This is a genomic window from Massilia sp. BKSP1R2A-1, assembly GCF_050586525.1.
GTDB lineage: Bacteria > Pseudomonadota > Gammaproteobacteria > Burkholderiales > Burkholderiaceae_D > Telluria.
The window spans coordinates 203,620-223,132 of sequence record NZ_JBOBRE010000010.1; the positions used below are offsets into that span (position 1 = coordinate 203,620).

A 19,513-nucleotide genomic window follows, 5' to 3' on the forward strand; every position below is an offset into this window, starting at 1 on the left:
TCAGTACTTACGGTTCGGGAATTCCTTGGCCGCGACTTCAGCTGGGAACACACCCTCGTTCACGGTAATACGCTTCGGCACCGGCTTGCCCGCCTTGACCATCTGGGCGGTCTGGATCAGCTGCGGACCGAGCAGCGGGTTGCACTCGACGGTGACGTTGAGCTTACCCTGCAACATGGCCTCGAACGCCCCGCGCACGCCATCGATCGACACAACCAGGATGTCCTTGCCGGGCTTCAGGCCCGCTTCCTCGATGGCCTGGATCGCGCCGATGGCCATGTCGTCGTTGTGCGCATAGAGCACGTTGATGTTCTTGCCTTCGGACTTCAGGAAGGCTTCCATCACTTCCTTGCCTTTGGCGCGGGTGAAGTCGCCGGTCTGGGAGCGGATGATCTTCAGCTTCGGGTTGTCCTTGATGACCTCCGCGAAGCCCGCCTTGCGGTCGATCGCCGGCGCCGAGCCGACGGTGCCCTGCAGCTCGACGATGTTGTAGCTGCGGTTCGGGTTCTTCTTCTGGTGCTCCACGAGCCAGCGCGCGGCGCGGCGGCCTTCTTCCACGAAGTCGGAACCGATGAAGCTCACGTACAGCGAAGGGTCGCTGACCTTGACGGAACGGTCGGTCAGGATGACCGGGATCTTGGCTGCTTTCGCTTCGCGCAGCACGGTGTCCCAGCCGGATTCGACGACCGGCGAGAAGGCGATCACGTCGACGCGCTGGGCGATGAAGGAGCGGATCCCCTTGACCTGGTTTTCCTGACGCTGCTGGGCGTCGGCGAACTTCAGGTTGACGCCGGCCGCCTTGGCGGCGCTCTTGATCGAGGCGGTATTGGCGGTGCGCCATTCGCTTTCAGCGCCGACCTGGGAGAAGCCGATGGTGAGGGGTTTCTGGGCAAAGGCAGGCATCGCGACAGCGATTGCACAAGCGGCGGCGGTACCCAGGAGGGCTCTGCGGGTGATAGTCATTACCTTGTCTCCGGTATTGTTGTATCGCAATCGTAAGACAAAGTGCGATGCTGATCCAATCATATTTCTGTCTGATCGGATATCTGATTCGGTATCACTTTTCTCACGATTCAGCGCAGTAGGCGTAATCCGTATAGTCCGCCGGCGATCGAGCCTGGTTTGGCCACGAAGCGGACCGACAGCGCTTGCGGCTCTGCCTTCAGGATGGTAGCCGGCAGGGGATAGTCGACGGTGTAGAACTCCTGGCCGGCATCGCCGGTGAGCGCCACCTCGGCCACCAGCACGCCGTTGACCTCGATATCGAAGCGTCGCCCGGCGTCGGCCCTGGCAAACGTCAGCTGCAGCAGCTTCGCCTTCCCTTTCGGGTCCTTCAGCTCATAGCTGAACCACTTGGTGGCATGGCGCCAGTGCCGCCCGCCATTCACGCCGGCCTCGATCCCCTCACCCCTGAAGAAGTGATCCGATTCCGGCTGCTGCTGCCCCGGCGCCACCTGGTCAATGGTGCGGGCGTCCAGCGCCAGCCGGTCCGCTTCGCGGGCCGCGTTCTCTGCCCGCATGCGCTCGAAATTGGCCGACGTCGCATGCTGCCAGTACATCATGTAGCGCGACTCGTGCAGGCGGAAGAAGGGAATGAACTCGGTCGCGCTGCCTGCGGCGCCATGGACCAGCCCAGGCGCCGTGAAGGTCAGCGGCTTGCCCTTGACCGGCTTGAAGCGGCGCAGGGAGGCAAGCGAATCGCTCACCAGCATCGGCGCCGACTCCAGCGGGCACACCGGCCCGCCGGCGATATGCCCCATGCGCGACTCGTCGGCCAGGAAGTTCACCTTCTCGTCGCCGAACAGCCGCGTCTTCGCGGCCAGCACGATCGGGCCGTGCAGCACGGCGTAGTAGTTGGACTTGTCCGGCATCTGCTCCAGGCGTGTGGTCATCGGCAGCTGCACATCGACCCGGTCGCCCTTCTTCCACGCGCGCGCCACGCTCACGTAGCCGCCCGGCGCCGCATCTAGCTTGACCTCCCTGCCGTTGACCTTCACCACCATCTTGCCCGCCGCGACCCAGGCCGGATAGCGGATCTTCATGGTGAACTCGCCCGGCGCACCGACGGTCAGCCGCGTGCTGCCTTCGTCCGGGAAGCGCGTGGACTGGGTGATCCGCACTTCCTTCTCGCGCCAGTGCAGCGTCGAGGGAATGAACAGGTTCACGAACAGCGTATCGCCCTCGTGCGCGTAGATGAATTCCCCATACTTGGCGTGGCTCTCGATGCCGGAGCCGACGCAGCACCACATGCCCTTGTCCGCCTGCGAGTACACCCGGTAGTGGTTCGGCCGCATCGGCGTGAAGTAGACGAAGCCGCCGCCTGGGCGCTGCGAGGACAGGATATGGTTGTAGAGCGCGCGCTCGTAGTAGTCGCCGTAGCTGCCCTTCTGCTCCGTCTGGAACAGCATGTGGGTCAGCTTGAGCATGTTATAGGTGTTGCAGGTCTCCGGCCCCTCGACCTCGCCGATCATCGGGCCGAAGTCTTTTTCGTCGTGGAAGTGCTCCTTGACGCTGTTGCCGCCGATGGCCACCGAGCGGCGGTCGACCACGGTCTGCCAGAAGAACTCCGCGGCTTTGTTCAGGTCCTGCCGCCCGGTCATGTCGGAGATGCGCTTGAAGCCGATCACCTTCGGAATCTGGGTATTGGCGTGCAGGCCGCTCAAGTGGTCCTGCCCCTGCGCCAGCGGCTGCAGGATCGCCTGGTGCGAGAAGCGCAGCGCCAGGTCGAGGTATTTGCGATCGCCCGTCATCTCCGCCACGTCGGCGAAGATTTCGTTCATGCCGCCATGCTCGGCGCGCAGCATCTGCTGCATCTGCTCCTCGCTTAACCGGGTACTCAAGCGCAGCGCCCAATCCGACAGCGCGACCAGCATGGCGCGCGCGTCAGGGTTGCTGGCATAGCGGTGGGCATCGCGCAGGCCCGCATAGACCTTGTGCAGGTTGTACCAGGGCACCCACTTGCCGTTGACCGAGAAGTTATCGGCCTCCAGCTTGCCGGCCGCGATGTCGCGCCAGGCCTGGCGGCCGCCGGGAATGCCGCCCAGGTAGCCGTCGCCGTTCGCCTCCTGCGCGCGCTTGAGCTCCGCCACGAAGTAGTTCAGGCGGCGTAGCACCTCGGCATCGCCGGTCGCCGCATACATCAGCGCCAGCGCCGACAGGTAGTGGCCGCCCATGTGCCCGTCCAGTCCCGTGGACTCCCAGTTGCCGTAGCCCGGCTGGCGCGGCGCCAGGCCGGCTTCGCGCAGGAATGGCGCGAGCAGCCGGTCCGGCGCCATCGCCATCATGTAGTTCAGGTCGGTGGTCTGGGCATCGAGGAAGGGGCCGGGCGTCAGGCGCACGTCGGCCAGGGGGAAGAGCTCGGCCGCCTGCGCCCAGGCCGACGTCAGTAGCAGCGCAAGTGCGGCGAGCTGGTGCTTCATGGCAGCTGGACGCTCTGGTAGCGGTTAAGGTCAGCCTGGTCAAGGACCGGCCAGCCTTCCGCATCCCACTTCATTTCCAGCACCTTCAGCTTCTGCTTGTAGCGGTCGGCGCTTTCGTAGGCATGCAGCACCATGACATCCTTGCCGTCGAAGGTGTAGGCGCTGTTGTGGCCGAGGCCTTTCCAGTCACGGTCGCCCTGGATTACGATCGAGCCGCCGCCCTTGGCCATGTCCACGCCCTGGCGGTCGAGGTAGGGACCAGTCACGGACTTCGCGCGGCCCACCACCACCTTGTAGGTGCTGTCCTTGCCCTTGCAGCACAGGTCCCAGGAGGCGAACAGGTAGTACCAGCCGTTCTTCCTGAAAATGAAGGGAGCCTCGATATGGCCGGAGCCCGGTTCGATGTCGGCTTCGAAGGCCGAACGGTCGCGGCGTGCGATGGTGTGCCACTCCTGCGGCTCGGCCAGCCTGGTGCGGCTGGCGTCGAGCTTGACGAGCTTCAGGCCGGACCAGAAGGAGCCGAAGGACATCCACGGTGTGCCCTGCTCGTCGTCGATCACGTGCGAGTCGATCGCGTTCCACAGGTCGCGGCCGGGGATGGACTGCAGGACCATGCCCTGGTCTTCCCATTTGTAGTTCGGCGAGCGCGGGTCGAGCGTGGTGTTGGTGGTCACGCCGATGCCGGAGGTGTTCTTGCCGAAGCCGGATACCGAGTAGTACAGGTAGTATTTTCCCTTGTGGTGCTGGATGTCCGGCGCCCAGATGTGGTCGTTGAAGGTCGGCGCAGCCTTCTTTGCCCAGGTGGGCTGGCCGGCGAACACGCGGCCCTCGGGCTTCCAGGACTTCATGTCGCTCGAGCTGTAGAAGGTGATGCCGGGGCCGGTGCTGAAGAGGTAGTATTTGCTGCCCTCTTTCGCCATCACGGGGTCGTGGACTTCGACCTGGGCGGCGAAGGCGGGCAGCGCGGTGGCGAGGGTCAGTATGCTGGCGGGGAGGCGGGAGAGTAGAGACATGATGGACTCCTGAATAGTCACCCGTGGGGTGGACGGGTCCCCCGTCCGCGCGTTCAACTATCGTGTGCGGGGCCAAAAGATGCGCGTGGCCCGGAGCCGTGATTTGAACGCGCGGACGGCAGAGCCGTCCACCCTACGTACTATGCTTCGACTGCGACGACGACCACCGACTTGGCCGGCACCTTCAAGGTCAGCTTGCCGTTCACCGCTTTCGCGCTGTACGGCGCCGGCTTGATCGCCTGCGGCTTGTCGAAGGTGTTGTGCGCGTCCATCGCCTCGGCTGTCAGCACCTGCCCCGTCGCGCTCGACACGGCCTGGCCCTTCAGGTCGATGCTGACGTCGCTGGCCTGGCGCGGATTCGTGTTCACCAGGGCCACGTAGATCTTGCCGTCCTTGCCGCGCGCGCTCGATGCGCTGATGCCCGGGACGCTCTTGTTGTCCACCGAATAGGCCACGTCGTTGTTCACGGCCGTCGGCAGCGAGGTCGCGTCCTGGAACGGGATGTACATCTTGTAGGTGTGGTAGGTCGGAGTCAAGAGCATCTTCTCCTTGTCGGTGATGATCATCGCCTGCAGCACGTTGACCATCTGCGCGATCATCGTCATGCGCACGCGCTCGGCATGGGCATGGAAGATGTTGAAGTTGAGCGCCGCCACGACGGCGTCGCGCAGGGTGTTACGCTGGAACAGGAAGCCCGGATTGGTGCCCGGTTCGACGTCGTACCAGGTGCCCCATTCGTCCACATAGAAGCCGATCTTCTTCTCCGGATCGTTCTTGTCGAGGATGGCGACGTTGCGGCGGATGTGGCCGTCCATGCGCAGGGTCTGCTGCATGGTCGAGAACCATTCGCTTTCCGCGAAGCCGGTGGCGGCGCCCTTCTTTTCCCAGACACCGGTCGGCAGCGTGTAGAAGTGGAAGCTGATGCCGTCGGTGCCCCGGGCGGCTTCCTTGCTCAGCACCTCGGTCCAGCGGGTGTCGTCGTCGTTGCCGCCGCTGGCGATCATCTTCGGACGCGCGTTCGGCGGGGTCTTGAGGAAGGTGGCGTAATGGTTGTACAGGTTGGCGTAGTATTCCGGCTTCATGTTGCCACCGCAGCCCCAGGCTTCGTTGCCGATGCCGAAGTAGGCCACCTTGTACGGCTCCTTGCGGCCGTTCTTGCGGCGCTGCTCGGCCAGGGTCGACTTGGTGTCCGAGGTCATGTATTCCAGCCACTCGGCCATCTCCTGCGGGGTGCCGGAGCCGAGGTTGCCGTTGACGTAGGCTTCGGTGCCGAGGATCTCGACCAGGTCGAAGAACTCGTGGGTGCCGACCGCATTGTCCTCGGCCACGCCGCCCCAGTGGGTGTTGACTTTCACCGGTCGCTTGTTGCGCGGGCCGATGCCGTCGCGCCAGTGGTACTCGTCGGCGAAGCAGCCGCCCGGCCAGCGCACCAGCGGCACCTTCAGCTCCTTCAGCGCGCCGACCACGTCCTTGCGCCAGCCACGGGTGTTCGGGATCTTCGAATCCGGGCCGACCCACAGGCCCTCGTAGATGCCGGTGCCGAGGTGCTCGGCGAACTGGCCGTAGACGTTCTTGTTGATGACCGGGCCGGGTTTGGTGGCGTCGATGCTGACGTTCACCTGGGCGAAGGCCGGTGCGGCCAGGATGCTCAGGGCGAGGATGGTGGGGCGGAAGGCTTTCACAGGGTCTCCTGATTATTGTGGGGTAGTTGCGTGAAAGTGAGCCCGTCGTACCGGCGCAGGCCGGTACCCAAGTGGCTTGGATCTGAGCGAACTTGGGCCCCGGCCTGCGCCGGGGCGACGGATCATGGGGTAACGGTGGACGTGAACGTGACGGCGATCGGCCGCTACTGCTTACGTCCAGCCTGCGTCGACGACGAAGTCCTGCGCCGTGCACATCCTGCTGTCGTCGGCGCCGAGGAAGAGCACCATGGCGGCGATATCGTCCGGCATCAGCTTGCCGGGCAGGCACTGGGCCTTCTTGATTTCGAGCTCGGCGGCCTCGTCGACCCACAGGTCGATCTGGCGCTGGGTCATGACCCAACCCGGGGTGACGGTGTTGACGCGCACGCCGAAGGGGCCGAGGTCGCGCGCCAGGCTGCGCGTGAGCCCAATGACCGCCGCCTTGGTGGTGGCGTAGACCGGATAGCCGGCGCCCTTGGCGTGCCAGGACATGGAAGAGAAATTGATGATGGAGCCGCCGCCCATCTTCTTCATGCCCGGCAGGACGGCCTGCGCGGTGAAGAACATGGGGCGCTGGTTGATGGCGATGCGCTCGTTCCAGTAGTCGAGCGAGACCTTCTCGATGTCATGGCGCTGGTCGTTGGCCGCGTTATTGACCAGCACCTCGAAGTCGCCCAGCTGTTCGGCCAACTCAAGCATCGTACGCTGCAGCGCGGGGATGTCGGTGATGTCACAGTAGCGGAACACCGGTGCACGGTGTCCGGCGTCCGCCAACTTGGCGCACAGGGTCTCGCTGGCTTCCTTCGCAATGTCGACGAAGGCCACCACGGCGCCCTGCTCCACGAAGGCCTTCACGATCGCTTCGCCGATGCCGGTGCCGCCGCCTGTCACGAATACCCGCCTGCCCTGCAGGCTGGGGTAGCTTGCCAACTTCTTCATGCTTGTCTCCATCCGTTCTTATTGTGATGCCCGCATATTTTTTGGTCAATGCGCTTTGGTCAATGCGCCGTCCCTGCGCCGCCAGATCCCTCCCGGGTTCCCGTCGCGAAGCTGCTCGGGCAGCAGTTCCTGGGGCAGGTTCTGGTAGCACACCGGCCGCAGGAAGCGTGCGATGGCCCCGGTGCCCACCGAGGTGCTGCGCCCGTCGGCGGTGGCCGGGAACGGTCCGCCATGGACCATCGCGGTCGAAACCTCGACGCCGGTCGGGAAGCCGTTGGCCAGGATGCGGCCGACCTTGCGCTCCAGCAGCGGCAACAAGGCGCCTGCTTCGGCGTAGTCTTCCGGATCCATCTGCAGGGTCGCGGTGAGCTGGCCTTCCAGCGCATCGACGACCGCGCGCATCTGGGCGGCGTCGCGGCACACCACCACGAGCGACGCGGGGCCGAAGACTTCCTCGTGCAGTTCGTGGCGCTGCAGGAACTCGTCCGCGCTCACGCGGAACAGGGCGGCCGCGCCCCTGCCCTCGTCATGGCCGAGGCGCGCCAGGGTACCCACGGCCGCATTGCCGGCCAGGGCGTCGACGCCCTTGCGGTAGCTCTCCGCGATGTTCTGGTTCAGCATCACGGCCGCCTCGGTCGCGCCCAGGGCGCTTGACGCGGCCTTGCAGAAGGTCGCGAGGCCAGGGCCGTCGATCGCCAGCACCAGTCCGGGATTGGTGCAGAACTGGCCCACGCCCAGCACCAGCGAGGCGGCAAAGCCCTTGCCGATCTCTTCGGCACGGTGCTCCAGCGCGTGCGGCATCAGGCATACCGGGTTAATGCTGCTCATCTCGGCATAGACGGGAATCGGCTGCTTGCGCGCTGCGGCGACCGCCATCAAGGCCGTGCCACCGCCACGCGAGCCGGTGAAGCCGACCGCCTGGATCGCCGGGTGGCCGACCAGGGCCTGGCCGATGCGGCTGCCGGTGCCGGTCAGGAGCGAGAACACGCCGGCCGGCAGTTCGCACTGCTGCACGGCGCGGGTGACGGCGCGCGCCACCAGCTCCGAGGTGCCGGGGTGCGAGGAATGCGCTTTCAGCACCACCGGGCAGCCGGCCGCAAAGGCGGATGCGGTATCGCCGCCCGCCACCGAGAAGGCCAGCGGGAAGTTCGATGCGGCGAACACGGCGACCGGACCGACGCCGATCAGGTGGTAGCGCAGATCGGGACGCGGCGGCGTGCGCTCGGGCAGTGGGGTGTCCAGGCGCGCATCACGCCACGAACCCTCGCGCAGCAGTTCGCCGAACATGGCTAGCTGCTTGCAGGTGCGTCCGCGCTCGCCTTCCAGGCGCACGCGCGGCAGGCCGGTCTCCAGCATCGCGCGTTCGATCAGCGCGTCGCCCAGCTGCATGATCTGTTCTGCCACCGTATCGAGGAAGCGTGCGCGCTGCTCGTCGGTGGTGGCGCGGAAGACGTCGAAGGCCTCGCCCGCCAGCCGGCAGGCGCGGTCGATCTGGTCCGCGTCCACCATGTGGAAGCTGGGTTCCAGGTAGTCGCGCCCCGTCGGGTCCCAGGCCTTGAACGACCCTGCGGTGCCGCGCTCGTGCGCGCCGCCGATGATGGCTTCGCCGCTGATGTTCATAGCGCCTTCACCTTCGCAAAACTGGTTTCAAGCACGGCCAGGCGGTTGCGCAGGGCCGGGCCGAACTGCGGCGACTCCACCTCGAAGGTCTCGCCGGGCGCGACCTGGATGCTGTCGGCGAAGCTCAGGGTGGCGGTGCCGAAGAAGTGGATGTGCACGTCGCCCGGACGGTTGAACAGGCCGTACTTGAAGTGGTGGTACTCGAGGTTGCCGATGGTGTGCGACATGTTCTGCTCGCCGCTCACGAACGCCTTCTCCCAGCGGACCTGGCCGTTCTTGTCGAGGATGCGCGAAACTCCGGACACGTGCTCCGGCAGCTCGCCCACCAGCAGCGCGGGGCCCACGCCGCAGTTGCGCAGCTTCGAGTGGGCCAGGTAGAGGTAGTTCTGGCGTTCGGTGACGTGGTCGGAGAACTCGTTGCCGATGGCGAAACCGAGGCGGTAAGGCTGGCCGTCGTCGCCGATCAGGTAGAGGCCCGCGATCTCCGGCTCTTCGCCGCCGTCGAGCGCGAAGTCCGGCATGTCGATGTCCTGGCCGGTGGCGCGCACGATCGAGCCGTCGCCCTTGTAGAACCATTCCGGCTGCACCCCTGGGGTGCCCGGCGCCGGCTTGCCGCCTTCGACGCCCATGCGGAACATCTTCATCGAATCGCTCAGCGTGTCGACGTCGCCGCCGATCTTCTTGTGCATGGCGTCGCGGGTGTCGGCGCTGCCGAGGTGGGTCAGGCCGGTGCCGGTGACGTAGCAGTGGGCGGCGTCCGGATGGTCGAGCGGCGCCAGGATGCGGCCTGCGCGCGCCACCTCGTCGTACTGGTGGTGCTCGCTGGTCGCGGCGCTGTCGGCCAGTTGCGCGAGGCTGGTTCCGGCAGCGATGGCGGCGCGCGCCAGCGCGAGGGTCGTGGCGTAGCCGCCGACGACGCGGATGGTGTTGTCGTGCAGGATGCCGATGCGGCGTTCCTGGGATTCGGTGATGAATTGTACGAGCAGCATGGCCCGGTCTCCCAATTATGAATATTCGAATAGCGGTGCAAGGATTCGAGCAGCGGTTGAACGCGTGGGTGGAGGACCGCCCACCCTACGTCGTTCAACTCACGTTGGATCAATGAGAATGCTTGGGCACGGCGGAACCACGGCAGCCGACCAGGAAGTCGAAGTCGCAGCCCTCGTCCGCCTGCAGCACGTGGTCGAGGTAGAGCCGCTGGTAACCGCTGTGCTGAACCGGCTTGTTGTTCTCGGCCCGATCCGCCAGGCGCTGGCGGATCTCTTCGTCCGACAGTTCGATGTTCAGGCCACCGCCGGCGCAGTCCAGCTGGATCCAGTCGCCGTCCCGCACGATGCCGAGCGGGCCGCCGGCCATCGCTTCCGGCGCCACGTGCAGCACGACGGTGCCGTAGGCGGTGCCGCTCATGCGCGCATCCGAGATACGCACCATGTCGGTGATGCCCTGGGCCAGCAGCTTGGGCGGCAGGCCCATATTGCCCACTTCCGCCATGCCCGGGTAGCCTTTCGGGCCGCAGTTCTTCATCACCAGGATGGAGTTCGCGTCTACGTCCAGGTCGGGGTCGACAATGCGCTGCTTGTAGTGGTCGAAGTCCTCGAACACGACGGCGCGGCCGCGGTGCTGCATCAGGTGCGGGGAAGCGGCCGACGGCTTGAGCACGGCGCCGCGCGGCGCCAGGTTGCCGCGCAGGATGCGGATGCCGCCGTCCTCGATCAGCGGGGTGTCCAGCTTGCGGATCACCTCGTCGTTGTAGATCGGCGCGTCCTGGCAGTTCTCCCACAGGGTCTTGCCGTTGACGGTGAGCGCGTCCTTGTGCTTCAGCAGGCCGCCCTCGCCCAGGCGGCGGATCACGCCCGGCAGGCCGCCGGCATAGTAGAACTCCTCCATCAGGTATTTACCCGAGGGGAGCAGGTCGACGATGGTCGGGGTGCCCTTGCCGATGGCGGTCCAGTCTTCCAGCTCCAGCGGCACGCCGACGCGGCCGGCGATTGCCTTCAGGTGGATCACGGCATTGGTCGAGCCGCCGATGGCCGCGTTCACGCGGATCGCGTTCTCGAAGTTCTCGCGTGTGAGGATCTTCGAGAGACGCAGGTCTTCGTGCACCATCTCGACGATGCGGATGCCCGACATGTGGGCCAGCACGTAGCGGCGCGCATCCACCGCCGGAATCGCGGCATTGTGCGGCAGCGAGGTGCCCAGCGACTCGGCCATGCAGGCCATGGTCGACGCGGTGCCCATGGTGTTGCAGGTGCCGGCGGAGCGCGAATGGCCGGCTTCGGCGGACAGGAAATCGTGCATGGTGATCTGGCCTGCCTTGGCCTGCTCGTGCAGCTGCCAGACGGCGGTGCCGGAGCCGATGTCTTTGCCGTTCAGCTTACCGTTGAGCATGGGGCCGCCGGTGACGACGATGGTCGGCAGGTCGACGCTGGCCGCGCCCATCAGGAGGGCCGGCGTGGTCTTGTCGCAGCCCACCAGCAGCACGACGGCGTCCATCGGATTGCCGCGGATGGATTCTTCGACGTCCATGCTCGCCAGGTTACGGGTCAGCATGGCAGTCGGACGCAGGTTCGATTCGCCGTTCGAGAACACCGGGAACTCGACCGGGAACCCGCCCGCTTCGAGGATGCCGCGCTTGACGTGTTCGGCCAGCTTGCGGAAGTGGGCATTGCAGGGGGTCAGTTCGGACCAGGTGTTGCAGATGCCGATGATCGGCTTGCCCTGGAATTCATGGTCGGGAATGCCCTGGTTCTTCATCCAGCTCCGGTACATGAAGCCGTTCTTGTCCTGGGTCCCGAACCACGCCGCCGAGCGCAGCGTGGTCTTTTTTTTCGTCTCGGACATGCATTCTCCTCGTCTCGTTGGCTCCGCCGCGGAAGGCTATCGGCCTTCTCTCGAGTGTGTCGCGCAGCGTTTTGTTGTTCAGCAATGAGGCCAGTCTAAGATGCTGTCAGATAACTTTCCAATCAATTATTTCGCGATATTGATATCGGATTTGTTATCGAATCACGGGAGCGGAAAACGCGATTCAGGCAGGCCGCGCACGTCCAGGGCGTGGTGGAACATCGCCCCCGACAAGGGCGCGCGAGCGCGGTCGCCCGTATCCATGCCGAGGAAGGCGCTGGTCGCATACAGAGTGGACAGGCCGGTCCCGCCGAAAGCGGGGCAGCTCGGTTGCGGTGCATCGAGCGCCAGGACGCGGTCTAGCTGGCCGTCGGGTGCGAAGCGCATGATCTGTCCCGCGCCCCAGCGCGTGCTCCACAGATAGCCTTCCGCATCGATGCAGGAGCCGTCCGGCTCGCCCGGGGCCGCATCGGCGGCGACGAAGACGCGCGAGGCCCCAAGCTGACCATCCGGGCCATAGTCGCAGCAATGGATCGCGCGCGTGCTTGAATCGGCATAGTACATGCGCCGCCCGTCCGGGCTGAAGCAGATGCTGTTGGCGATTGCCGCGTTCCCGATGGGCAGGCGTTCGAGACGCAGGTCGGTGTCCAGGCGGTAGAAGCCGCCCAGCGACCGCTTCGGCGCGTCTTCCTGGTTGAACATGCCGAACACGAAGCGGCCCTGGCGGTCGCAGCGTCCGTCGTTGAGCCGCGTGGAGGGAATTCCGGGCTCGACGTCGGCGATGCGTTCCATCGCACCGCTCGAAAAATGGAAGAAGGCCAGGCCCGAGGCCAGTCCCAGCAGCAGGCAGTCGTCGCTTGTGGTCAGCGCGAAGGAACAAAGCCGCTCCGGCATCGGCCAGTACATGCTGCGGCCGGTCGATGGCGAATACGACCATAACTGGCATGCCGGGATATCGGTCCACAGCAGGCGCTCCGTGCGCTCGCACCACAGCACGCATTCTCCCAGCTCGTGCCGGTTGTCGAGGAAGGCTTGCATCATCCGTTCACGCCTCCGGCTGCACCGAGAAGCGGAAGCGCGATTCGGTCTCGTAGACCTGGCCGGGGCGCAAGATCACATTGGGGAAGCGCGGCCGGTTCGGCGAATCCGGAAAGTGCTGCGGCTCCAGGCAGAAGCCGCTGCGGTGGCCATAGCTGCGGCCCTTGCCGGCCAGCGAACCGTCGAGGAAGTTCCCGCTGTAGAACTGCAGGCCGGGTTCCTCGGTGAACAGCTCGAGCACCCGCCCGGAGCCGGGATCGAGCACGTGGGCAGCGCGCGTCATTGCCTTGCCGTCGGGCTTGTTGAGCACGAAGTTGTGGTCGTATCCGCGGCCGTGGCGCAGCTGCTTGTCCGGCTGGCCGACGCGCTCGCCGATGGGACGCGGCGTGCGGAAGTCGAAGGGCGTGCCGGTCACCGGCGACAGCATCCCCAGCGGGATCGACCCCGCGTCGATCGGCACGAAGGTGTCGGCGTCGATGGTGAGCAGGTGGTCCAGGATGTCCCCTTCGCCGCACAGGTTGAAGTAGCTGTGCTGGGTGAGGTTGACCGGCGTCGGCTTGTCGGTGACGGCGCGCAGGCGCATGACCAGCGCGTTGTCGTCGCCCAGCGAATAGCTGGCCACCACATCGAGGTTGCCGGGGTAGCCCTGTTCGCCGTCGGCGCTGCGGTAGGCCAGCACCAGGCTGTCGCCTTCCACCGTGGCCTGCCACTTCACCTTGTGGAAGCCCCCTGCCCCGCCATGCAGGTGATTCTCTCCGTCGTTCGCGGGCAGCACGTATTCCCGGCCGTCGAGCGTGAAGCGGCTGCCCGCGATGCGGTTGCCGTAGCGGCCGATCAGGGCGCCGAAATAGGGGCTGTCGCCCTCGTAGGCGTCCAGGGTGTCGAAGCCCAGCACCACGTCGGCCAGGCGGCCTTCGCGGTCGGGGGCATGGAGCTCGGTGATGATGCCGCCGAAGTCGATGATCTTCGCCACCAGGCCGTTCGCATTGCGCAAGGTGAACTGGGTGATGGGCGTGCCGTCTTCCAGAAGGCCGAAGGGTGCTTGCGTGATGGGATTTGGCACCGTGTTCCTCAGAGGGTGGATGGCCGGCCGAACACCGGCATGCCCTGCTCGTCCCAGCGCAGGGGCTTGACGAAGGTATGGCGGTCGGGATTCCAGAGCGGGTCGCCGACGATCTCGGTGTAGGTGCGTGCGTGATACACCAGCATGACGGTCTCGCCGTCTTCGGCATAGGTGAAGCTGTTGTGGCCCGGGCCGTAGATGCCGTGGTCGTAGCAGGTACGGAAGACCGGTTCGCGCGACTTGGTCCACGAGGCCGGGTCGAGCAGGTCTGCGTCCTCGTCGGCCCACAGCAGGCCCATCGCGTAGTTCTCGTCGGTGGCGCTGGCCGAATAGCTGATGAAAATCCTGCCGTCGCGGCGCACGACGGACGGGCCTTCGTTGACCCAGAAGCCGCGCGTCTCCCAGTCGAATTCGGGCTTGCTCAGCATGACCGGCCTGCCCTCGATCTGCCATGGGGTCTTCATGGGGGCGATGTAGAGGTTCGAATTGCCTTCGATGTCGCGGTCTTTCTGCGCCCACAGGTAGTACAGCCGGCCCTTGTGGGTGAAGGTGGTGGCGTCGAGGCAGAAGCTGTCGATGCCGGTATCGACCTGGCCCATGAACTCCCATTCCCCTTCGAGGGGATTGGCGTTCTGGTTGCGGATCGCGTACATGCGGTGCTGGAACAGCTTGTCCTTGATCTCGCGGCTCGGGGCGGCGGCGAAGTAGATATGCCAGGCGCCCTCGTTGAAGTGGATCTCGGGCGCCCACACCAGTTCGCAATAGGGGCCGGTGTCGGGCTTGGTCCAGACGTCGACGGTCTCTGCGCCGGCCAGCCCTGCGATGGTCGTGGCGCGGCGCAGTTCGATGCGGTCGTATTGCGGCACCGAGGCCGTGAAGTAGTAGTAGCCGTCGGTGTGCTTGTGGATGTAGGGATCGGCGCGTTGCTCGATCAGAGGGTGGAGGATGGTCTCTTGCATGCTTGTTCGATGATTCATGGTGTGGTTGAACGCGCGGACGGCGAAGCCGTCCACCCTACGTCATCATGTTCCTTCTCATCCGGCGGCGTAGCCGCGGGTCGCCATGTCGGCCTTGACGCTGTCGTAATAGGTGTCGCTGATGCGGTACTTGAACATCAGGACGCCCATCAGGAAGTGGAAGAAGCCCGGGATCACCGACAGCATCAGGGCGATGCCCTGCAGCGCCAGCGCCGATTGCTCCTGGTTGGGCTGGTAGTGGAAGTAGTCCAGCAGGATGCCGACCATGCCGCCCGCGATCGCCATGCCGGCCTTCTGGCAGACCGAAATGCCGCCGAAGGCAAAGCCCGAGACCCGCTTGCCGGTCTTGACCTGGCCGTAGTCGATGGTTTCGGCGATCGCCGACCAGAACACCGGGGCGTGCAGGTCCACCACCAGGGACAGGATGAAGTACAGGACGAAGGCCAGCACCATGTCGCCCGGCTGCACCAGGAAGTAGATCATCAGGCTGATGACGGCGACCAGGATCTGCGAATTACGGAACAGCTTGACCTTGCAGTAGAACTTGGTGGTCCAGGTGGACACCACCATCGCCAGGATCGCCGCCGCCACCCCGGTGGACAGGAAGGCCGAGACGGTGGCGGTGTCGCCGCCAAGGTAATACTTGGCGTAGTAGATCGCGACCGATCCGCGGATCACGTAGCCGATGGTGCCGGTCACGCACACGGCGCACAGGATCAGCCACTGGTCGTTCTTCATCAGGACGCGCACCTGGTCCATCAGCGGCTGTTTCTCGACCTTGTGGATGACGCGCTCGGTGGTGGTGAAGAAGCACAGCAGGAACAGCAGCACGCCCATCGCGGCCATCACCGCCATCGCGGCCTGGTAGCCGGTGGCCGGATTGCCCGCGTCCCACCAGCTGGCCAGCAGCGGGACGATGATGGTGACCATGAAGGCGCCGATCTTGGCGAAGAACAGGCGGTAGCCGTTGGCCGACAGGCGTTCCTGCGGATCGGAGGTCAGGCCGCTGATCAGGGAGATGTAGGGGATGCCGACGCCCGCCGTCATCAGGGTCATCAGGATATAGGTCGAGTAGGCCCAGAGCAGCTTGGCGTCATAGCCCCAGTCGGGCGTGGTGAAGACCAGGAAGACGCTCAGGCCGTAGGGCACGGCGAGCAGCAGCAGCCAGGGCCGGTAGCGTCCCCAGCGCGTCAGGACGGCGTCGGTCACCTGCCCCATCGCCAGGTCGGCGACGGCGCCGACCACCTTGACGGCCACGAACAGGGCCGCCAGGTCGGCGGTGTGAATGCCGTAGATATCGGTGTAGAAGAAGGTGATGATCAGCATCATCGACGAGATCACCACATTGAGCGCCATGTCGCCTGCGCCGAAGCCCGCTTTTTCGAGGGTGGAGAGTTTTTGGGTGTGCTGCGCCAAGGCGCGGCCGGATGGGGGGCTTGTCATACGTCTCCTGTGCTTGCTTTTATACATTTTTGATCTTGATAGTAGGCGCTGGACCGAGATCAATCCAATCAATTTTTTGGGCATTCCGATATCGTTTTGCACATCAGTACCGGATGCCTGCCGATACCGTTACCGATATCGGCCGAGACTTATATGTGATTGGAAAAAACACAAGAAACTCTTCAACCTGTGCATGCCGTCCATACGCCAGCCGGACCATGTTCCGCGCCACGGTCATTACAACTACGGAGACATGCAATGAAAAACACCCTCGCACGATGGGGACTGGGAGCGCTCATGGCCTCGTCCCTGCTATCCCAGGATGCCGCCGCCCAGGCCGGATTCACCCCGATCACCTTCAAGAACGCCTCGGTCCATGATCCTTCCGTGATCAGGACGAACGATGGCTGGTACGTGTTCGGCTCCCACCTCGCCGCCGCCAAAAGCGCCGACCTGATGAACTGGCAGCAGATCGCCAGCGGCGTCAGCGCCACCAATCCCCTGTTCCTGCGCGGCTCGGCGAACGTCCTCACCGAACTGGCCGAGACCTTCAGCTGGGCCCAGTCGGACACCTTGTGGGCGGCAGACGTAAAGCAGCTTGCCGACGGCAGGTTCTACATGTACTACAACGCCTGCAAGGGCGACTCTCCCCGCTCGGCACTCGGGATCGCGGTGGCCGACCGCGTCGAGGGCCCCTATGTCGACAAGGGCATCATCCTGCGCTCCGGCATGTGGGGCCAGGCCAGCCACGACGGCACGGTCTACGATGCGATGAAGCATCCGAACACGGTCGACCCGCACGTGTTCTCCGACAATGCCGGACGCCTGTGGATGATCTACGGCTCCTATTCGGGCGGCATTTTCATCATGCAAATGAACCCCAGCAATGGCATGCCCCTGCCCGGCCAGGGCTACGGCAAGCGCCTGATGGGCGGCAACCACAGCCGCATCGAAGGCGCCTACGTGATGTACAGCCCGGCCACCTCCCACTATTACCTGTTCACCTCCTTCGGCGGCCTGGACGCCAGCGGTGGCTACAACATGCGTGTGGCGCGTTCGCTCAGGCCGGATGGCCCCTACCTCGACGCCCAGGGCAAGGACATGGCCGAGGTCAAATCGGATCCGGCCAAGCCGCTGTTCGACGACGCCTCGATCGCACCGCACGGCGTCAAGCTGATGGGGAACTTCCTGTTCGACCGCAAGCTGGGCGAGCCGGGCGCCGGCATCGGTACCGGCTATGTCTCCCCCGGCCACAATTCGGCTTACTACGACGCCGCCACCGGCCAGTACTTCCTGATCTTCCATACGCGCTTCCCCGAGCGCGGCGAACAGCACGAGATCCGCGTGCACCAGATGTTCATGAATGCCGACGGCTGGCCGGTCGTCGCGCCCTACCGCTATGCGAAGGAAAAGGCGGCGGCCGTGCGCCGCGAGTTCGTCGTCGGCGACTACCTGTACGTCAACCACGGCAAGGACATCTCGGCCGCGGTCAAGAAGTCGCAATCGATCACGCTGGGCAATGACGGCAGGATCACGGGGGCGGTGAGCGGGACCTGGAGGCTCTACGGGGCCAACAACGTCGAGCTGTTCGTGACGGGCGCCGCGTCGCCATACAAGGGCGTCTTCCTGAACCAGTGGAACGAAACGTCGCAGAGCTATGCCATGACCTTCTCGGCCCTGTCGCGCGAAGGGGTGGCGGTGTTCGGCAGCCGCCTGGTCCCGCGCACCGATGCGCAGGTGGTCGCCGCGATCCAGGCGGAGCTCAGCCTGGGCAACACCGCGGCGGTGGGCGCCAACCTGAACCTGCCGACCTCGGCGACGCGCGGCGCCGTCATCAGCTGGACCTCGTCGAACCCGGCCGTCGTCAGTAACACCGGCGTTGTCACCCCGGCCGCCAACGACGTGACCCTGACCCTGAGCGCGCGCATCAGCAAGGGCACGGCCAGCGCCACCAAGACCTTCACCGTCACGGTGCGCAAGGCCGGCGGCCTGCTGGCCCATTACGCCTTCGACGGTAACCTGCTCGACAGCAGCGGCCTGTCGGGGCCGGGCGCGGTGGTCGGCAGCCGCATCGACAGCGCCGGCGGCAGCATCGCTTTTGAGGCGGGCGTCAAGGGCAATGCCGCCGTCTTCAACGGCGCCAGCGGCATCCGCCTGCCGAACGGTCTCATCTCGAGCAACAACTACACGGTGTCGCTCTGGCTCAAGCCCGCGCAGCTGACGGCGTTCACGACCACCTTCTTCGGCGCACGGACGCTCGAGTCCTGGGTCAGCCTGCTGCCGAAGGGGCATGACTTCGTCGGCGGCGCCTCGATGCTGTGGTCCGGGACCGCCTGGTATGACGCGGGACTGGGCATGAACATCCCGGTGGGCCGCTGGTCGCACCTGGCGTTCACGGTGCGCAATGGCGCCGTCAACGTCTACGTGGATGGGGTCAGGCGCTTCAGTGGCAGCAACTTCCCCAACGTGTTCACCACCACGAGCGGCGTCTTCGCCCTCGGTGTGAACTGGTGGGATACGCCCTACAAGGGTTCCATGGACGAGCTGCGGATCTATGGCACGGCCCTGAGCGACGCCGAAGTGTATGCCCTCGCCCGCTGATCAAACGACGACTACAGGATACGAACATGAAGAACTTGGTGTTTTCCCTTTCGCTGCTGCTTGCCTCGGCGGGCGCCTCTGCCGGCGTGATCGGCTTCGATGACCTGCCTGGCATTGAAACCGAGCCGATCGCCAACGGCTATGCGGGCTTCGACTGGAACGGGCTGGGCGCGATCCGGGCCGATGCCTATCCCGGCAGCGGCTATGCTGCCGGTACGGTATCGTTTGCGAACGCGGCGTTCAACCTCGACGGTGGCACCGCCGCGATTTCCAGGGCGGGCGGATTCGACTTCGTCGGTGCGTTTTTCACTTCTGCCTGGCTGGAGCAGGAACTTGCCTTCGAGGGGTGGCGCGACGGGGTGCTGGTGTATGCCAGTCCCGCGTCGTATGTGATCGATACCGCCACGCCGCTGTGGATCGGCCTGGACTGGTCGGGCATCGATACCCTGCTGATCTACAACAGCAGTGGCACGCAATGGGCGATGGATGAGTTCACCGTTCCGGAGCCTGCTTCGCTGTCCCTGCTCGGCGCCTCGTTGGCGGGAATGGCGCTGTCGCGCAGGCGCAGGCTGCGCGCAGGTGCCGCAGCGGCATAGTGATCAGCTGCTTTCGTCGCGCAGCGTGATCGGCCATGTCCGTTCTTGCTGTGGATGAGACCGAGAAGTGAGTAATGGCCCCGTTGAGGGGCCATTTGTCTTATCCAAGCAGATGTGGAATAACAGTAGTGTTGCCACAAGCTCTCCTATGGAGTGGACTGGGTTCGGCATGTTGCTCTAGCAAACGATGTCTGCCACAAATGCTCAACGAACGGTTTTCCATCGGCCGCTTGCAACAATATAGTCTGTCATAGCCTGTGGACCGGTACGGTGCGCGACAG

General features: G+C 65.1%; 14 protein-coding genes. 2 read left to right on the forward strand and 12 right to left on the reverse strand.

Translation table 11 applies throughout. The annotated features are described in order from the left end of the window. The 12 genes from ACQ7JA_RS16810 to ACQ7JA_RS16865 form a co-directional block, all read right to left on the reverse strand. Positions 1 to 963, reverse strand: a complete 963-nt coding sequence (locus ACQ7JA_RS16810) for an ABC transporter substrate-binding protein (protein WP_430899754.1) — start codon at positions 961 to 963, stop codon at positions 1 to 3. A 110-nt stretch (positions 964 to 1,073) separates the two neighbouring features. Beyond that, positions 1,074 to 3,419: a beta-L-arabinofuranosidase domain-containing protein gene (locus ACQ7JA_RS16815; protein WP_430899756.1), complete on the reverse strand. Its 2,346-nt coding sequence runs from the start codon at positions 3,417 to 3,419 to the stop codon at positions 1,074 to 1,076. Then, on the reverse strand, positions 3,416 to 4,432 hold the full coding sequence (locus ACQ7JA_RS16820) for an arabinan endo-1,5-alpha-L-arabinosidase (protein ID WP_430899758.1): 1,017 nt from the start codon (positions 4,430 to 4,432) through the stop codon (positions 3,416 to 3,418). The genes ACQ7JA_RS16815 and ACQ7JA_RS16820 overlap by 4 nt, the downstream gene beginning before the upstream one ends. Before the next feature lie 140 nt (positions 4,433 to 4,572). Beyond that, positions 4,573 to 6,114: an alpha-N-arabinofuranosidase gene (locus tag ACQ7JA_RS16825; protein ID WP_430899760.1), complete on the reverse strand. Its 1,542-nt coding sequence runs from the start codon at positions 6,112 to 6,114 to the stop codon at positions 4,573 to 4,575. Positions 6,115 to 6,285: 171 nt separating this feature from the next. Beyond that, positions 6,286 to 7,053 (reverse strand): SDR family NAD(P)-dependent oxidoreductase, encoded by a 768-nt coding sequence (locus ACQ7JA_RS16830; RefSeq protein WP_430899762.1) that lies wholly within the window; start codon positions 7,051 to 7,053, stop codon positions 6,286 to 6,288. A 45-nt stretch (positions 7,054 to 7,098) separates the two neighbouring features. After that, positions 7,099 to 8,673, reverse strand: coding sequence for an aldehyde dehydrogenase (NADP(+)) (locus tag ACQ7JA_RS16835; RefSeq protein ID WP_430899764.1), 1,575 nt, complete (start codon positions 8,671 to 8,673; stop codon positions 7,099 to 7,101). Then, positions 8,670 to 9,662, reverse strand: coding sequence for an AraD1 family protein (araD1, locus tag ACQ7JA_RS16840; RefSeq protein ID WP_430899766.1), 993 nt, complete (start codon positions 9,660 to 9,662; stop codon positions 8,670 to 8,672). Before araD1 ends, ACQ7JA_RS16835 begins: the two co-directional genes overlap by 4 nt. A gap of 109 nt (positions 9,663 to 9,771) precedes the next feature. Further along, positions 9,772 to 11,514 carry an IlvD/Edd family dehydratase gene (locus ACQ7JA_RS16845; protein WP_430899768.1) on the reverse strand — a complete coding sequence of 581 codons (1,743 nt, stop codon included), beginning with the start codon at positions 11,512 to 11,514 and terminating at the stop codon, positions 9,772 to 9,774. A gap of 162 nt (positions 11,515 to 11,676) precedes the next feature. After that, the gene (locus ACQ7JA_RS16850) at positions 11,677 to 12,555 is read right to left on the reverse strand and encodes an SMP-30/gluconolactonase/LRE family protein (protein WP_430899770.1); all 879 of its coding nucleotides are present in this window, start codon (positions 12,553 to 12,555) and stop codon (positions 11,677 to 11,679) included. A gap of 4 nt (positions 12,556 to 12,559) precedes the next feature. After that, positions 12,560 to 13,615, reverse strand: coding sequence for an aldose epimerase family protein (locus ACQ7JA_RS16855; RefSeq protein ID WP_430899772.1), 1,056 nt, complete (start codon positions 13,613 to 13,615; stop codon positions 12,560 to 12,562). 8 nt (positions 13,616 to 13,623) lie between these two features. Then, positions 13,624 to 14,574 carry a glycoside hydrolase family 43 protein gene (locus ACQ7JA_RS16860; RefSeq protein WP_430899774.1) on the reverse strand — a complete coding sequence of 317 codons (951 nt, stop codon included), beginning with the start codon at positions 14,572 to 14,574 and terminating at the stop codon, positions 13,624 to 13,626. Positions 14,575 to 14,649: 75 nt separating this feature from the next. After that, positions 14,650 to 16,035, reverse strand: coding sequence for an MFS transporter (locus tag ACQ7JA_RS16865; RefSeq protein WP_430899776.1), 1,386 nt, complete (start codon positions 16,033 to 16,035; stop codon positions 14,650 to 14,652). A gap of 258 nt (positions 16,036 to 16,293) precedes the next feature. Here ACQ7JA_RS16865 and ACQ7JA_RS16870 point away from each other — a divergent pair, with 258 nt between their 5' ends. After that, positions 16,294 to 18,636, forward strand: a complete 2,343-nt coding sequence (locus ACQ7JA_RS16870; protein WP_430899778.1) for a LamG-like jellyroll fold domain-containing protein — start codon at positions 16,294 to 16,296, stop codon at positions 18,634 to 18,636. Positions 18,637 to 18,662: 26 nt separating this feature from the next. Then, the gene (locus ACQ7JA_RS16875) at positions 18,663 to 19,232 is read left to right on the forward strand and encodes a PEP-CTERM sorting domain-containing protein (protein ID WP_430899780.1); all 570 of its coding nucleotides are present in this window, start codon (positions 18,663 to 18,665) and stop codon (positions 19,230 to 19,232) included. The last annotated feature ends 281 nt before the right edge of the window (positions 19,233 to 19,513 follow it).

Bases quoted from the DNA above. Each gene is read 5' to 3' on its own strand.
- ACQ7JA_RS16820 (WP_430899758.1), bottom strand. From the start codon at position 4,432: ATGTCTCTACTCTCCCGCCTCCCCGCCAGCATACTGACCCTCGCCACC.
- ACQ7JA_RS16850 (WP_430899770.1), bottom strand. From the start codon at position 12,555: ATGATGCAAGCCTTCCTCGACAACCGGCACGAGCTGGGAGAATGCGTG.
- ACQ7JA_RS16815 (WP_430899756.1), bottom strand. From the start codon at position 3,419: ATGAAGCACCAGCTCGCCGCACTTGCGCTGCTACTGACGTCGGCCTGG.
- ACQ7JA_RS16835 (WP_430899764.1), bottom strand. From the start codon at position 8,673: ATGAACATCAGCGGCGAAGCCATCATCGGCGGCGCGCACGAGCGCGGC.
- ACQ7JA_RS16810 (WP_430899754.1), bottom strand. From the start codon at position 963: ATGACTATCACCCGCAGAGCCCTCCTGGGTACCGCCGCCGCTTGTGCA.
- ACQ7JA_RS16845 (WP_430899768.1), bottom strand. From the start codon at position 11,514: ATGTCCGAGACGAAAAAAAAGACCACGCTGCGCTCGGCGGCGTGGTTC.
- ACQ7JA_RS16860 (WP_430899774.1), bottom strand. From the start codon at position 14,574: ATGCAAGAGACCATCCTCCACCCTCTGATCGAGCAACGCGCCGATCCC.
- araD1 (WP_430899766.1), bottom strand. From the start codon at position 9,662: ATGCTGCTCGTACAATTCATCACCGAATCCCAGGAACGCCGCATCGGC.
- ACQ7JA_RS16830 (WP_430899762.1), bottom strand. From the start codon at position 7,053: ATGAAGAAGTTGGCAAGCTACCCCAGCCTGCAGGGCAGGCGGGTATTC.
- ACQ7JA_RS16870 (WP_430899778.1), top strand. From the start codon at position 16,294: ATGAAAAACACCCTCGCACGATGGGGACTGGGAGCGCTCATGGCCTCG.
- ACQ7JA_RS16875 (WP_430899780.1), top strand. From the start codon at position 18,663: ATGAAGAACTTGGTGTTTTCCCTTTCGCTGCTGCTTGCCTCGGCGGGC.
- ACQ7JA_RS16865 (WP_430899776.1), bottom strand. From the start codon at position 16,035: ATGACAAGCCCCCCATCCGGCCGCGCCTTGGCGCAGCACACCCAAAAA.